The 12,181-nt window shown below is 45.2% G+C and carries 15 protein-coding genes; 13 read left to right on the top strand and 2 right to left on the bottom strand.

The features are described 5' to 3' along the window. Positions 1 to 3: 3 nt before the first annotated feature. From gspE to Q4592_RS19405, 10 genes are read left to right on the top strand one after another with little or no spacing between them, the layout of a single operon-like run. A complete protein-coding gene (gspE, locus tag Q4592_RS19450; RefSeq protein WP_161985205.1) occupies positions 4 to 1,476 on the top strand; it encodes a type II secretion system ATPase GspE in 1,473 nt (490 codons plus the stop codon). A gap of 8 nt (positions 1,477 to 1,484) precedes the next feature. Then, on the top strand, positions 1,485 to 2,702 hold the full coding sequence (gspF, locus tag Q4592_RS19445) for a type II secretion system inner membrane protein GspF (RefSeq protein WP_137674842.1): 1,218 nt from the start codon (positions 1,485 to 1,487) through the stop codon (positions 2,700 to 2,702). A gap of 40 nt (positions 2,703 to 2,742) precedes the next feature. Continuing rightward, positions 2,743 to 3,171 (top strand): type II secretion system major pseudopilin GspG, encoded by a 429-nt coding sequence (gspG, locus tag Q4592_RS19440; protein ID WP_303516304.1) that lies wholly within the window; start codon positions 2,743 to 2,745, stop codon positions 3,169 to 3,171. Position 3,172: 1 nt separating this feature from the next. Further along, positions 3,173 to 3,766: a type II secretion system minor pseudopilin GspH gene (gene gspH, locus Q4592_RS19435; protein ID WP_303516302.1), complete on the top strand. Its 594-nt coding sequence runs from the start codon at positions 3,173 to 3,175 to the stop codon at positions 3,764 to 3,766. Continuing rightward, positions 3,759 to 4,121: a type II secretion system minor pseudopilin GspI gene (gene gspI, locus Q4592_RS19430; protein WP_137674839.1), complete on the top strand. Its 363-nt coding sequence runs from the start codon at positions 3,759 to 3,761 to the stop codon at positions 4,119 to 4,121. The genes gspH and gspI overlap by 8 nt, the downstream gene beginning before the upstream one ends. After that, a complete protein-coding gene (gene gspJ / locus Q4592_RS19425; protein ID WP_303516299.1) occupies positions 4,121 to 4,840 on the top strand; it encodes a type II secretion system minor pseudopilin GspJ in 720 nt (239 codons plus the stop codon). Before gspI ends, gspJ begins: the two co-directional genes overlap by 1 nt. Then, on the top strand, positions 4,840 to 5,829 hold the full coding sequence (gene gspK / locus Q4592_RS19420; protein ID WP_303516298.1) for a type II secretion system minor pseudopilin GspK: 990 nt from the start codon (positions 4,840 to 4,842) through the stop codon (positions 5,827 to 5,829). The genes gspJ and gspK overlap by 1 nt, the downstream gene beginning before the upstream one ends. Then, positions 5,826 to 7,028, top strand: coding sequence for a type II secretion system protein GspL (gene gspL / locus Q4592_RS19415; RefSeq protein ID WP_303516296.1), 1,203 nt, complete (start codon positions 5,826 to 5,828; stop codon positions 7,026 to 7,028). Before gspK ends, gspL begins: the two co-directional genes overlap by 4 nt. Continuing rightward, positions 7,025 to 7,495: a type II secretion system protein GspM gene (gspM, locus tag Q4592_RS19410; RefSeq protein WP_137674835.1), complete on the top strand. Its 471-nt coding sequence runs from the start codon at positions 7,025 to 7,027 to the stop codon at positions 7,493 to 7,495. The genes gspL and gspM overlap by 4 nt, the downstream gene beginning before the upstream one ends. Next, complete coding sequence (locus Q4592_RS19405; protein ID WP_303516294.1) at positions 7,492 to 8,247, top strand: type II secretion system protein N; 756 nt, start codon at positions 7,492 to 7,494, stop codon at positions 8,245 to 8,247. The genes gspM and Q4592_RS19405 overlap by 4 nt, the downstream gene beginning before the upstream one ends. A gap of 36 nt (positions 8,248 to 8,283) precedes the next feature. Here the strand turns inward: Q4592_RS19405 and yrfG are convergent, their stop codons facing one another. Then, the gene (yrfG, locus tag Q4592_RS19400) at positions 8,284 to 8,946 is read right to left on the bottom strand and encodes a GMP/IMP nucleotidase (protein WP_137674833.1); all 663 of its coding nucleotides are present in this window, start codon (positions 8,944 to 8,946) and stop codon (positions 8,284 to 8,286) included. A 75-nt stretch (positions 8,947 to 9,021) separates the two neighbouring features. On the opposite strand from yrfG, the gene nudE reads away from it, so the two are divergent. The 3 genes from nudE (at position 9,022) to Q4592_RS19385 (ending at position 10,949) form a co-directional block, all read left to right on the top strand. Next, positions 9,022 to 9,585, top strand: a complete 564-nt coding sequence (nudE, locus tag Q4592_RS19395; RefSeq protein ID WP_137674832.1) for an ADP compounds hydrolase NudE — start codon at positions 9,022 to 9,024, stop codon at positions 9,583 to 9,585. A gap of 4 nt (positions 9,586 to 9,589) precedes the next feature. Next, positions 9,590 to 10,405, top strand: a complete 816-nt coding sequence (gene cysQ / locus Q4592_RS19390; RefSeq protein ID WP_303516289.1) for a 3'(2'),5'-bisphosphate nucleotidase CysQ — start codon at positions 9,590 to 9,592, stop codon at positions 10,403 to 10,405. A gap of 136 nt (positions 10,406 to 10,541) precedes the next feature. Further along, positions 10,542 to 10,949 carry a cytochrome c5 family protein gene (locus Q4592_RS19385; RefSeq protein WP_303516287.1) on the top strand — a complete coding sequence of 136 codons (408 nt, stop codon included), beginning with the start codon at positions 10,542 to 10,544 and terminating at the stop codon, positions 10,947 to 10,949. 91 nt (positions 10,950 to 11,040) lie between these two features. Here Q4592_RS19385 and ylqF read toward each other — a convergent pair whose 3' ends face one another. Beyond that, on the bottom strand, positions 11,041 to 11,985 hold the full coding sequence (ylqF, locus tag Q4592_RS19380; RefSeq protein WP_303516286.1) for a ribosome biogenesis GTPase YlqF: 945 nt from the start codon (positions 11,983 to 11,985) through the stop codon (positions 11,041 to 11,043). Between the last annotated feature and the right edge of the window lie 196 nt (positions 11,986 to 12,181).

The raw sequence follows: 12,181 nt of genomic DNA, 5'->3' as shown, positions 1-12,181 counted from the left end.
CATATGGAGGGTGTTGAAGGCTGGCAGCTGCCTTATGTATTTGCTAAGTCTTACGGTGTAATGCTTGAGAAACAACAAGATGCTTGGCGGGTTTATCATAATTCTAAGGTTGAGCTTGAAGCTTTGCTGGAGATCCGCCGAGTATTAAAGCAAGAGTTTGCCTGTGAAGCCTTGTCTGATGATGATTTTGAACAGCGCCTTACAGAAGGTTATCAACGAGACTCTTCGCAAGCACGTCAGTTAATGGAAGATATCGGCAACGATATGGACTTTTATACCTTGGCGGAAGAGCTACCAGAAAACGAAGACTTGCTAGAAACTGAAGACGACGCGCCAATCATTAAATTGATTAACGCGATGTTAGCCGAAGCGATTAAAGAAGGGGCCAGTGATATTCACATTGAAACCTTTGAAGCTGCTTTAGTGATTCGATTCCGTATCGATGGTGTATTACGAGAAATTTTGCGCCCTCATCGTAAACTAGCCGCTTTGTTGGTTTCTCGTATCAAAGTAATGGCGCGTTTAGACATTGCTGAAAAACGGGTGCCGCAAGATGGCCGTATTTCTTTGCGTATTGCTGGTCGCGCTGTTGATGTACGTGTATCTACCATGCCATCGAGCCATGGCGAGCGCGTAGTTCTGCGTTTATTAGACAAGAATAACTCGCGACTGAAATTGGAAAGCTTAGGTTTAGCCGAGAACTACCGCGATATTATTAGCGATTTATTGAAAAAACCGCACGGCATTATTTTGGTTACTGGGCCTACCGGTTCCGGTAAAAGTACCACTTTGTACGCTGGCCTAAACGATATTAATACCAAAGACCGCAATATTCTTACCGTAGAAGATCCGGTTGAATTTAACATTGAGGGTATTGGTCAAACTCAGGTAAATACTAAAGTTGATATGACCTTTGCGCGTGGCTTACGTGCTATCTTGCGTCAAGATCCCGATGTGGTAATGATTGGTGAAATTCGCGATTTAGAAACCGCGCAAATTGCTGTACAAGCCAGTTTAACCGGTCACTTGGTATTATCGACACTTCACACCAATACCGCGATTGGCTCGGTGACCCGCTTACGCGATATGGGTGTAGAACCTTTCTTGTTATCTTCTAGCTTATTAGCAGTATTAGCCCAGCGCTTAGTGCGAACCTTATGCCGTGATTGCTGTGAAGCTCATGTAGTGAGCGAGCATGAGCATCAGCTGTTAGGCATTGCTAAAGATGCCACTGTATATCGTCCAGTGGGTTGCGAAAGTTGTAACAATACCGGCTATCGAGGTCGAACTGGTATCCATGAGCTATTGCCCGTCACTGACGATGTTCGTGACATGATTCACTCGGGCAGTAGTGAACAAGAAATTGAAAATGCAGTGCGCTCATCTTGTCCTAGTATCCGCCAAGATGGGGTAAACAAGGTATTGAAGGGCATTACTAGTCTTGAAGAAGTATTGCGTGTTACCCGCGAAGGATAGTTAAAGTAATGCCAGCATTTGAGTATCAAGCCTTTAACCCAAAAGGCAAAAAGTCTACTGGCGTTCATGAGGCCGACACCGCGCGTCAAGTGCGGTCTTACTTACGTGAACAGGGGCTCACTCCTCTTAAAATTGAGCCCGTGGCAGAAAAAGCCAAAAAAGAGAGTAGTGGATTTCGTTTTAAGAGCAAAGTTAGCACCTCAGATTTGGCGCTGCTTACTCGCCAACTCGCCACCCTTGTTGCCGCAGCAATGCCTATTGAAGAATCGCTGAAAGCGGTAGGGCAGCAATGTGAAAAGCCCAAACTTAAAAGCATTATCTTAGGGGTTCGCTCTAAAGTTGTGGAAGGTTACAGCTTGGCCGACAGTATGGCTGAGTTTCCCGATGTCTTTGAAAAACTCTATTGTGCCATGGTGGCCGCGGGCGAAAAGTCGGGCCACTTAGACAAGGTACTTGATCGTTTAGCCGACTATACCGAGCAACGCCAAGCCATGCGCATGAAAACCATGCAAGCGCTCATTTACCCTGCGGTACTCACCTTTGTATGTTTAGCCGTCATCGCCATCTTACTCGTGTCAGTTGTACCAAAGGTGGTGGCTCAGTTTGAACACATGGGGCAAGAGTTACCCAATGCTACTAAGTTCCTCATTTACGTTAGTGAATTGGTGAGTGACTACGGTTTGGTGTTTGTTTTGGGCAGCATGTTTGCCATGGTTGTGTGGCAGCGAATGCTGCAAAAAGACAAAGTACGCATGAAATGGCATCAGCGTATTTTAGGCATGCCTGTTGTGGGTAAAGTTAGTAAAGGTTTAAACACCGCGCGTTTTGCTCGTACTTTAAGTATTCTAAATGCCAGTGCAGTACCGTTGTTAGAAGGTATGGGCATTGCGGGCGAAGTACTGACTAACGATCATGCGCGTGCTCAAGTATTAGACGCAGCTTCTAAAGTTCGAGAGGGCAGCAGCTTGCACTCATCCTTAGAAGCCACCAAATTGTTTCCACCGATGATGTTACATATGATCGCCAGTGGTGAGCGTTCTGGCGAGTTAGAGGGTATGTTGGAGCGGGCTGCCGACAACCAAGACCGTCAGTTTGAAATGCAAGTAAACATAGCATTAGGGATATTCGAGCCTGCCTTGATTGTTACCATGGCAGGTATCGTGCTATTTATCGTAATGGCAATTTTATTGCCAATTTTGGAACTCAATAACATGGTTGGGCTATAGGCTTAACTGGTATTTCGGAGTAAGAACAATGCAAAAATCGATGCACACACAAGCAACTAGCAAAGGTTTCACCTTGCTGGAAGTGATGGTGGTGATTGTTATTTTGGGTATTTTAGCGGGTTTGGTGGTACCAAACCTACTGGGTAATAAAGAAAAAGCTGATATTCAAAAAGCCAAAACCGATATCATCGCCTTGGAAAACGCCCTCGACATGTATCGTTTAGATAATTCGCGTTACCCAACGACCGATCAAGGCCTAGATGCTTTGGTTAGTAAACCAAGCTCAAGCCCAGAGCCACGTAACTACCCTGAAGATGGATACTTACGTCGTTTGCAAAAAGACCCATGGGGTAACGACTACATTCTTATCAGCCCGGGTGAAAAAGGCCGCATCGACATCTTTAGTGCGGGTTTTGATGGTGAAGAAGGCACTGCCGATGATATTGGCAACTGGAATTTAGACCAGTAAATTGCTCAAGTCTCACTTAAGTCTACGCTCACGCCAGCAAGGTTTTACCTTGCTGGAAGTGATTTTAGTATTGCTGTTAATGTCGATAGGGATTTACTCGGTCGTCATGTCAGTGTCAGGTTCAAGTGAGCAAAAAATTGTAGAGCAACAAGCCAAGCGTTTAGCTGCCTTGGTGCAATACGCGCAAGAGCAAGCCTTGCTCACCGGTTATGATTACGGCATTTATAGCGATGCTGAGCGTTACCAATTTGTGCGTATGGAGAAACAACGTTGGATAAAACTCGACGACAGAATTTTTAAAGAGAAAGTATTTGAACAACCTTACTTTCTCGAGCTAAGCCTTGAAGATGCCGAGCTAGAAGAGCAAGGCTATGGCAGTGGTAGTTTAGGCTTTGAAGAAGGTGATTTGTTTGAAAAAGACTTTATCACCGAAGAAGTTAAACAAAGCATTGTTCCACAAGTGTTGCTGTTAAGCAGTGGCGAAGTCACTCCCTTTAAGTTGATATTTGCTTACGAAGACAGCCAAAACCGCTGGCAAGTAAGCAGTGATGATCTTGGTCAGCTTACCATTGAAAGGGACGATGAAGATGAATAAGCAGCGCGGTATGACGCTGCTTGAAGTAATGGTGGCGCTGGCGGTGTTAGCCATTGCGGGCACCGCTGTTATGAAAAGTGCTTCAGAGAATTTACGCAGCCTCAGTTATATTCAAGAAAAAACCTTTGCCCTGTGGATAGCCGACAACCAAATGGCTGAGCTTAAACTCAGCAATACATGGCCTGGTACCTCTAGCCGCAAAGGCACTACCACATTTGCCGACACCGAATGGCAGTGGCGCTCGCAAGGCGTTGCAACGAGTGATCCTAATTTTGTGGCGGTCACCATTTCGGTCTATCGCAATGCCGAAGAAAAAGCCGCCTTGGCCGAAATCACCAGTTATGTGAGCCGCTAATGAAGCAACGCGGTTTTACCTTATTAGAAATGCTGGTAGCGATTGTTATTTTTGCTTTGCTTACGATGGCTGCGTATCAGGTACTGCAAGGTGTTATGCGTAGTGATGAAATCTCCCAAAAACACGGAGAACGTTTACGCGAAGTGCAACGCGCTATGTTTTTAATGCAACGTGATTTTACCCAACTCGCTCCACGCTCTGCGCGTGACGAAACTGAAGAACAGCGCCCTTTAATCATGTCTGAAAAGTACTTGCTGGAAAGCGATGATATGGGCATTGAAATGATGGTGCTAGGCTGGCGTAATCCGCAATCAGTGATTCGCCGTTCACAGCTGCAGCGGGTTGCTTACCTCGTGAAAGACGAGAAATTAATTAAGCGTTTTTATGCTCATCCTGATGCGGTGGTAGGTTACGAACCACGTGAAATGGTGATTTTGAATGACGTTGAAGAGCTGAGTTTTCGTTTTCATGGCTCTAGTGGATGGAGCGACCAAGTCTCAGACAGTAATCAATTACCACGCGCCATTGAAGTAAAACTCACTCACAAAGATTTTGGCGAATTGCGCCGAGTGTTTTTAAGCCCTGAAGGCAGCCGAGCGCCCGTGGCTAGCCAAGCGCAAGAAGATGCAAACAATAATACCAACCAAGGTGATAGTAGCAATAGCGGTAATAGTGGCGGTAACAACTCTGGCAGCCAGCCTGATCCGGATGCTTCATAATGGTTAACTTGCCTCGCTCTCTTCAGCGTCAACGCGGCGTAGCCCTGCTTACTGTGATGCTTATTTTGGCTGTTATGGTGGTAGTAGCCGCGCAGTTTAGTCAGCGTTTACAACTCGATTTAGCCCGTGCCAATAACTTGCAGCATTCGTTACGCGCCAATTGGTTATTATCGGGGGCTGAGGCCTTTGCGATTAAAGTAATCAAACAAGATTTGGAAGATGATGATCGTGTGCACCTTGGTCAATACTGGGCAACCGAGGGCATGGTTTTTCCACTAGAAGATTCTATTATCAAAGGCCGTATTCTAGATATGCAGGCCTGCTTTAACTTGAATGCCTTAGGCCAACCAAATAAGCGTGATGGTCAGCCGCCTAAAGTTGCCGATCAATTTACCGGTTTGTTAGTGGCCTTAGGGGTTGATGCCTATACCGCAGAGCAAATTACTGACGCGACTCGAGATTGGATTGATGCCGATACTATTCCTCTGCCACAAGGTGCAGAAGATGGGGTGTACGAAGGCTTAAATCCTGGCTATCTGCCGGCGAACATGCCAATGGCAGATCGCAGTGAGTTTAGAGCGGTTTATGGGGTTACTGCTAGCATCTACCGCAAAGCAAAGCCGTTTATCTGCGCATTACCCGAAACCAGTTTGGCGGTTAACGTGAATACCATTGCGGTTGACCAGCCCCAGTTATTAGAAGCACTGTTTTATCCTGATCTGGATAACACTGGTGCACAGCAGGTCTTGAATGACCGTCCCGATGAAGGGTATCGTTTGTTGGATGAGATGATGACTCACCCAGCGTTAGCCGGTATTCCTTTAACTCAAGCGGGTTTACAACAAACGCTTGCGTTGCGCTCTAACTATTTTAAAGCGCAGCTGTTAGTAGAAAATGAACAAGGACAAGCACAAATGACTAGCGTTATTCAGCGCAGTGGTACTTCTGATCTTAAAATGATCCGCAGAAGTTTTGGAGACGAACTGTGAACGAACAACTCATTATTCGCCTACCCAGCACTGGCAAAGAAGTCATTAATTGGATGGTATGGTCTGACAACGAGCAAGAGGTTATTGCCGCTGGTGAGTTAACGGGCAGTGCTGAACTGGAAGTATTGCAAGACAAAGCCGAACATCGCCGAGTGATTGTATTGGTACCCACCAGTGATGTAAGCCACCATCAGTTAGAGTTACCAAAAACTGCGCAGCGTTCATGGCAGCAAGTCGCTCCTTTTATGCTAGAAGAGCAACTCGCCCAAGACCCAGATAGTTTACATATTTGCTTATTAGATAAAGGCAAAGAGACTATTGATGTGGCTTGCGTGAGCCATCAGCAGATGGACAGCTGGCAGGATATGTTAGAAACCGCGGGAATTTACAGCCAAACCTGGTGTGTAGAGGGATACTGTTTACCCAAGCCTGAAGAAGGCCAAGCGTCAGCGCTGCAAATAAACCAACAATGGTTGTTTCGTTTTAGCGATGGTCGAGCCATGAGCATTGACCAAGCGTGGTTAAGTGTTGCACTTCCTTTGTTAGCCAAACAATATCCAGAATTAGTGGTTCAGCATTACAGCCCATCACCGAAGATAGATGTTGAAGGCATTGAGTGGCAAGCTCGTGCGCCAGAGTTAGCCATGAAATTGCTGGCTGACGGCGCTAAAAAAGCCAAGCTTAATTTGTTACAAGGCCAATATGCTAGTGCTAACCCACTGACTAAAATTTGGCTACAGTGGCGCAAAGTCGCCATTGCTGCTGGGGTGTGCTTTGCATTAGCGCTCACTTATCAGGTAGTTGATACCTATAAAACAGAGCAGCAAATTGCCGAGGTAGATAGCAATATTCGCACGGTGTATAAAAAAGTATTTCCTGAAGTATCGCGGATTCGCGATAGTCGAATTCGTAGTGATTTTCGTAAAGCTTTAGCAGGAATTGGCCAAGCGCCAGAACAAGATTTCTTGATGATGATGGTACACCTTGCGTCAGCCATGGATAAAAATACTGGATTCCAACCGGTTAGCCTGCGCTTCGATCAGAAAAAAGGCGAAATTCGTTTGCAAGCAGAAGCCAAAAACTTCCAGAGTTTTGAACAATTTAGACAAGCTGTTCAGCCCTTTGAAACCGAGCAAGGCACGCTAAGCAATAAAGCGGGTGCGGTAGTTGGCACCGTGGTAATAAGGAAAGCGTCATGAAGCAGTGGTGGCAAAGCTTAAATAAGCGAGAGCAAAACCTAGTAATGGCTGCCGCAGCGGTGGTGGCCCTAGCGATACTGTATTGGGGCATTTGGTCGCCGATTGCTAATGCGAATGAAACCGCCAAGCAGCGATTGCTTAATCAGCAGCAAACCTTGATATGGGCGCAGCAGCAGGGTGAGTTAATTATTGCTAGTGGCCCATCGCAAAAAAATGCTGGTAAGGTGAATGTTAGCCAGTCAGTAAGCAGTAGCGCACGCCAACAACGTATTACCATTAGCCGAATTCAGCCTAAAGGCGATGAAGTGGAAGTATGGATTGAAAACGTGCCGTTTAACCAATTAATGACTTGGCTAAAAATGCTGAGTCAGCGCTATGGCATAGTGGTTGAAAACGTAGATTTAGATGAAGGCAAAGAGCCAGGCATTGTAGGTGTGCGTAGGTTACGTTTAGGTAAAGCAGAATGAAGAAGTACATTGGTGTAGCACTGTTATTAGTTGCCGTTTACCTTGTGAGTTTGGTGGCTACAACGCCACTAAGTGTTGCACTTAATTATTTACCTATACCAAAGCAGCTAAAGTTAAATCATCCAAGTGGTTCAGTTTGGCAAGGTGAGTTATTGAGTGTAGACACGCCTAACCTTACCTTACATGACGTGAGTTGGAGCTTTAAACCAGCCTCTTTATTGTTAGGCCGACTGGCGGTAGATATTAAGCTAGGAAAAGGACAACAATTGCAGGGCCAAGGCCAGGCAGGTTTGAATTTTTCGGGTTGGTTTTTGAAAGATTGGCAGCTTGAAGCGCCGGCTAGCTGGGTTGTTGAGCAAGTACCTATGCCTTTACCTATTTCGGTTGAAGGCGATATTCAACTCGCATTGACCGATGCTAGCCAAGGCAGCCCCTGGTGTGAACAGCTACAAGGGCAGTTAATATGGTTAGGCCCGCTAGTGGGAACACCACTGGGCGAACTGGATTTAGATAATGCCAAGGCAGACTTAAGCTGTAATGAAGGCCAACCAAGCATAGCGCTAAAACACAGTGATAAACAATTGGAGTTAGAGTTACTGGCTTCAGTTGGTCAACCTAATTGGCTTGCCGAAGGTAAGATAAAAGCTGGGGCAGACATGCCAAGTAGCATAAGTAACAACCTTAAATATATTGGCCGACCTGATCCGCAAGGCTTCTATCGCTTTAAACAGCAAGGCCGCTTGCCGCGATAAACCGACCAAAGCTAGCGACTCCGCTAGCTTTTTTATTTATCCCAACAGCTCTTTAGTGAAGTGATGGTAATCATCAATGGAAGGGTAATGAGTAAACTCTTTGCTGGCTTGTTTTGAATCGGGGTTACGAATACCCAACAAATACTTAATGCCAAATAGATGTGCTTGCTCTAGTACATGTTCATTGTCGTCAATAAACAAGGTGCGCTCGGGGTCAAAAGGATGATGCTCAATTAAGGCCTGCCATAACTTTGGGTCTTCTTTGGGGAAACCAAACTGATGAGTACTAAATAAGGTATCTAAATATTGGTTTAGCCCAGTTACTTTTATCTTTGTTGCCAAACCATCGGGATGGCAATTGGTGAGCAGTACCCGGTTTTTACCCGCAACGGCGAGCGCTTCAAGAAAGGGTTTAACGTCGTCTCGCCATTGAATTTTATGTTCTACCTCGGTTTTTAGATGTCGAATATCGATATTGGTTTTGTTGCTCCAATAGTCAAAACAGTACCAATCTAAGGTGCCCGATACGGTTTCATAATCTGCAAATAAACGCTCGCGCGCTTCATCTAAACTTAAGCCATTTTGATGAGCAAAAGAGATGGGAAGATAATGCATCCAGAAGTAATTATCGTAATGCAAATCTAGCAGCGTGCCATCCATATCCAATAAAACGGTGTCTATTTTAGTCCAGTCAAACATTCTTGGTCTCTAGTCCTTGAGTGCTTCTAACAGCAATGTAACAATGACAATAACTTAATGATAGCAGGAAGATAGATGAGCAAACATCATCCGCCTCGATTATTAGACAGCGCCATAGCTGCCGAAAGTCGCTTCTTCAAAATTGAAGAGTTACATCTGGAGTTCAGTAATGGCGAAAAAAGAATTTATGAACGTTTAGTTGGATCAGGCCAAGGCGCGGTAATGATTTTGCCGATCACTGAGCAAAATGAACTGCTGCTTATTAGTGAATATGCCGCCGGAACAGAACGTTATGAACTAGGCTTTGCTAAAGGCTTGGTAGATCGTGGCGAAACAGCCCTTGAAGCAGCTAACCGCGAGCTGCAAGAAGAAATTGGATTTAAGGCCAATAGCTTGCAGTTGCTTACCGAGTTGTCGGTAGCACCCGGTTACTTTTCTAGCCATATGTCGGTGTTTGTTGCCCAAGGCCTAGAACCAAGCGTACTAGAAGGCGATGAGCCTGAACCGCTTGAGGTGATTAAGGTTCCCTTAAACCAAATAGACAGTTTATATGCCCGCAAAGAGTTTTCTGAAGCCCGCAGTGTTGCGTCATTGTTGCTATTAGAGAAATGGTTAACGCAGAACAAAGTGAGAAAGTAATAGGATGTTTGACCCTGCTAGTGTGTTACCTGAGGTAATTGAAATAGCCCGCGGTGCTGGCGAGATTATTCGTAATATTTACGAAAAAGGCGATTTTGTTAGTGAGACTAAAGACGACGCTACACCAGTAACGTCGGCAGATTACGCAGCCCACCATTTTATTATGGATGCCTTAACTGCGCTCACGCCTGACATTCCCATTTTATCTGAAGAACAAGCCGATATAAGCTTGGCTGAGCGCGAAGGTTGGACAACTTACTGGCTGGTCGACCCTTTGGATGGCACCCAAGAGTTTGTCTCTGGTAGCGGTGATTTCGCTACTGAAATTGCGTTGGTTGACAATAATCAACCAGTACTTGGGGTAGTTTATGGGCCTATCGTACAAATTCTTTACGCAGCGGTTAAAGGGCATGGCGCATTTAAAGAACAGAATGGTGTACGCAGTGCTATTCAGAGCCGTCACTATCCTGAGAAGCCAGAACATATTCGAGTGGCGACTAGCCGAGTACAACGCCCTGCTTTACTGCAAGCCATATTAAACTGTAATTACCATTACAAACTTTACCCATTGGGGAGTGCTAGCTTAAAAAGCTGCATGGTGGCCGAAGGTGCAGCCGATTGTTACATTAGGGTTGGACCAACAGGGGAATGGGATACGGGTGCTCCACAGATTATTTTACAAGAAGCCGGCGGTACTTTGCTCGATTTACATCTGCGTGAATTAAGCTATAACCAGCGAGAGTCTTTAGAAAACCCCAATTTTATCTCATTGGGCGATCCGCAATTACCGTGGCGCGATATTCTAAAAAATCCTAGCTAACTAACAACTCGGATACATCAATCTAATATTCGTTTTTACAATGGTTTAACCTCAAGGTAATAGCGGGTATAATTTTGCCAATAATGACAAGGATGCCTAATACTGCGGTCAGTAGGCACGACGAGGAGAGATAAGGGTGAAGCTTTTGAACTGGAAAACACTGGTACTATCTATTTGCTTAACAATTGTGCCTAACGCGTTTGCGGCAGACATGTCTGACGAAGCTATTGCTGAGCGTATTAAGCCAGTGGGTGAAGTTTACCTAGATGGTGAATTAGAGGTCGCCAAAGCGCCAGCAGCTTCAAGTGGCCCACGTGATGGCGAAACGGTTTACAATACATTCTGTACTGCTTGTCATAGTACTGGGGCGGCAGGTGCACCTAAGAAAGGTGACAGCGCAGCTTGGGCTCCGCGTATTGCTCAAGGTGAACAAACCTTGTTTGACCACGCCTGGAAAGGCTTTAACGCTATGCCAGCAAAAGGGACTTGTGGCGATTGTAGCGAAGACGAAATTAAAGAAGTTATTGCTTACATGATTAAGTAAGTATTTGGCTTTATAGAAAAACACCACGCCTTTGCGTGGTGTTTTTAGTTGCGGGCTAGCAAAACTCGTTCACTCAATACTTACTCAAGGCTTAACTGTTTTTACGACGGCGCTGGCGCTTTTTAGTTTTCTGTAACTCTTCCACCATTTTTTTACGCTCTTCTTTCTCAGCTACAACCTTAGCGGTTTCTACTTTCTCAATCGCAACCATCGCGGGCGTTTCTAAGCTTATTTTCCCAATCGTTGCATCGCGTAATTCGTTGAGAATAATAGTGGCCACTTTTACATAATCAACGTGTCCACCACGTACTAAACAGCCGCGACGACGGCCTATTTCTTCCATCAAAACCACTTCTGAATCAGGCAATTCTTCAAGCTTGTAACGGGATTTTAGTTCTTCTGGGTAAGCTTGTAGCAAATACTCACAGGCAAAGGCTGCTACGTCATCGTAATCCATAGCCGTATCTTTAACTGCGCCGGTAGTGGCTAAGCGGTAGCCGCTGGCGACATTATCAAACTTTGGCCACAAAATTCCAGGAGTATCGGATAAGATAATATTGCCTTCTAAGCGGATCCGCTGTTGAGCTTTTGTCACTGCGGGTTCGTTACCGGTTTTAGCAATTTGTCGGCCGGCCAAGGCGTTAATTAAGGTGGACTTACCTACATTTGGAATACCACAGATCATGGTATGAATAGGTTTATCTACACCGCCCTTGTTAGGCAGCATACTGCGGCAAAGCGCTAACAAATCTTGAGTTTGATTACCTTGAATTGTACACAAAGGAATCGCCTTAACTCCTTGCTCTTGTTCAAAATATTCTTGCCACAAAGCGGTTACTTTAGGATCGGCTAAGTCGCTTTTATTGAGTACCTTAATGCAGGGTTTATCACCACGTAAAGTGGCTACTAAAGGGTTTTCGCTACTGTAGGGGATCCGCGCATCCAATACTTCGATAATTAAATCGATTTTTGGCATCACTTCTTTAATCTGCTTTTGGGCTTTGTGCATATGCCCTGGATACCATTGAATGGCCATTTCATCCCCACTTATTGTGCAATTTGGCGCTCATTGTACTCACCACACGGGTAAAGTGTAGTGCTTTGTAGTGTGAACAAACGATTTACACTACCAATTACAGTACATTTATTAAGCATATAGATGATTCTTACGGTAGAGTTTGCATCTAGCTGCTATGTTGATAGGGTTACAAAAATATTTAGTGATGACTTAA

Source organism: Agarivorans sp. 1_MG-2023 (assembly GCF_030548385.1).
GTDB lineage: Bacteria > Pseudomonadota > Gammaproteobacteria > Enterobacterales > Celerinatantimonadaceae > Agarivorans.
Note: the sequence above shows the minus strand (reverse complement) of the source record. Positions and strands in the feature narration are given on the sequence as shown.

Coding starts and splice junctions, on each gene's coding strand:
- ylqF (WP_303516286.1), bottom strand. CDS start 11,985: ATGGCCATTCAATGGTATCCAGGGCATATGCACAAAGCCCAAAAGCAG.
- gspE (WP_161985205.1), top strand. CDS start 4: ATGGAGGGTGTTGAAGGCTGGCAGCTGCCTTATGTATTTGCTAAGTCT.
- gspJ (WP_303516299.1), top strand. CDS start 4,121: ATGAAGCAACGCGGTTTTACCTTATTAGAAATGCTGGTAGCGATTGTT.
- gspK (WP_303516298.1), top strand. CDS start 4,840: ATGGTTAACTTGCCTCGCTCTCTTCAGCGTCAACGCGGCGTAGCCCTG.
- cysQ (WP_303516289.1), top strand. CDS start 9,590: ATGTTTGACCCTGCTAGTGTGTTACCTGAGGTAATTGAAATAGCCCGC.
- Q4592_RS19405 (WP_303516294.1), top strand. CDS start 7,492: ATGAAGAAGTACATTGGTGTAGCACTGTTATTAGTTGCCGTTTACCTT.
- gspF (WP_137674842.1), top strand. CDS start 1,485: ATGCCAGCATTTGAGTATCAAGCCTTTAACCCAAAAGGCAAAAAGTCT.
- yrfG (WP_137674833.1), bottom strand. CDS start 8,946: ATGTTTGACTGGACTAAAATAGACACCGTTTTATTGGATATGGATGGC.
- gspG (WP_303516304.1), top strand. CDS start 2,743: ATGCACACACAAGCAACTAGCAAAGGTTTCACCTTGCTGGAAGTGATG.
- nudE (WP_137674832.1), top strand. CDS start 9,022: ATGAGCAAACATCATCCGCCTCGATTATTAGACAGCGCCATAGCTGCC.
- gspM (WP_137674835.1), top strand. CDS start 7,025: ATGAAGCAGTGGTGGCAAAGCTTAAATAAGCGAGAGCAAAACCTAGTA.
- gspI (WP_137674839.1), top strand. CDS start 3,759: ATGAATAAGCAGCGCGGTATGACGCTGCTTGAAGTAATGGTGGCGCTG.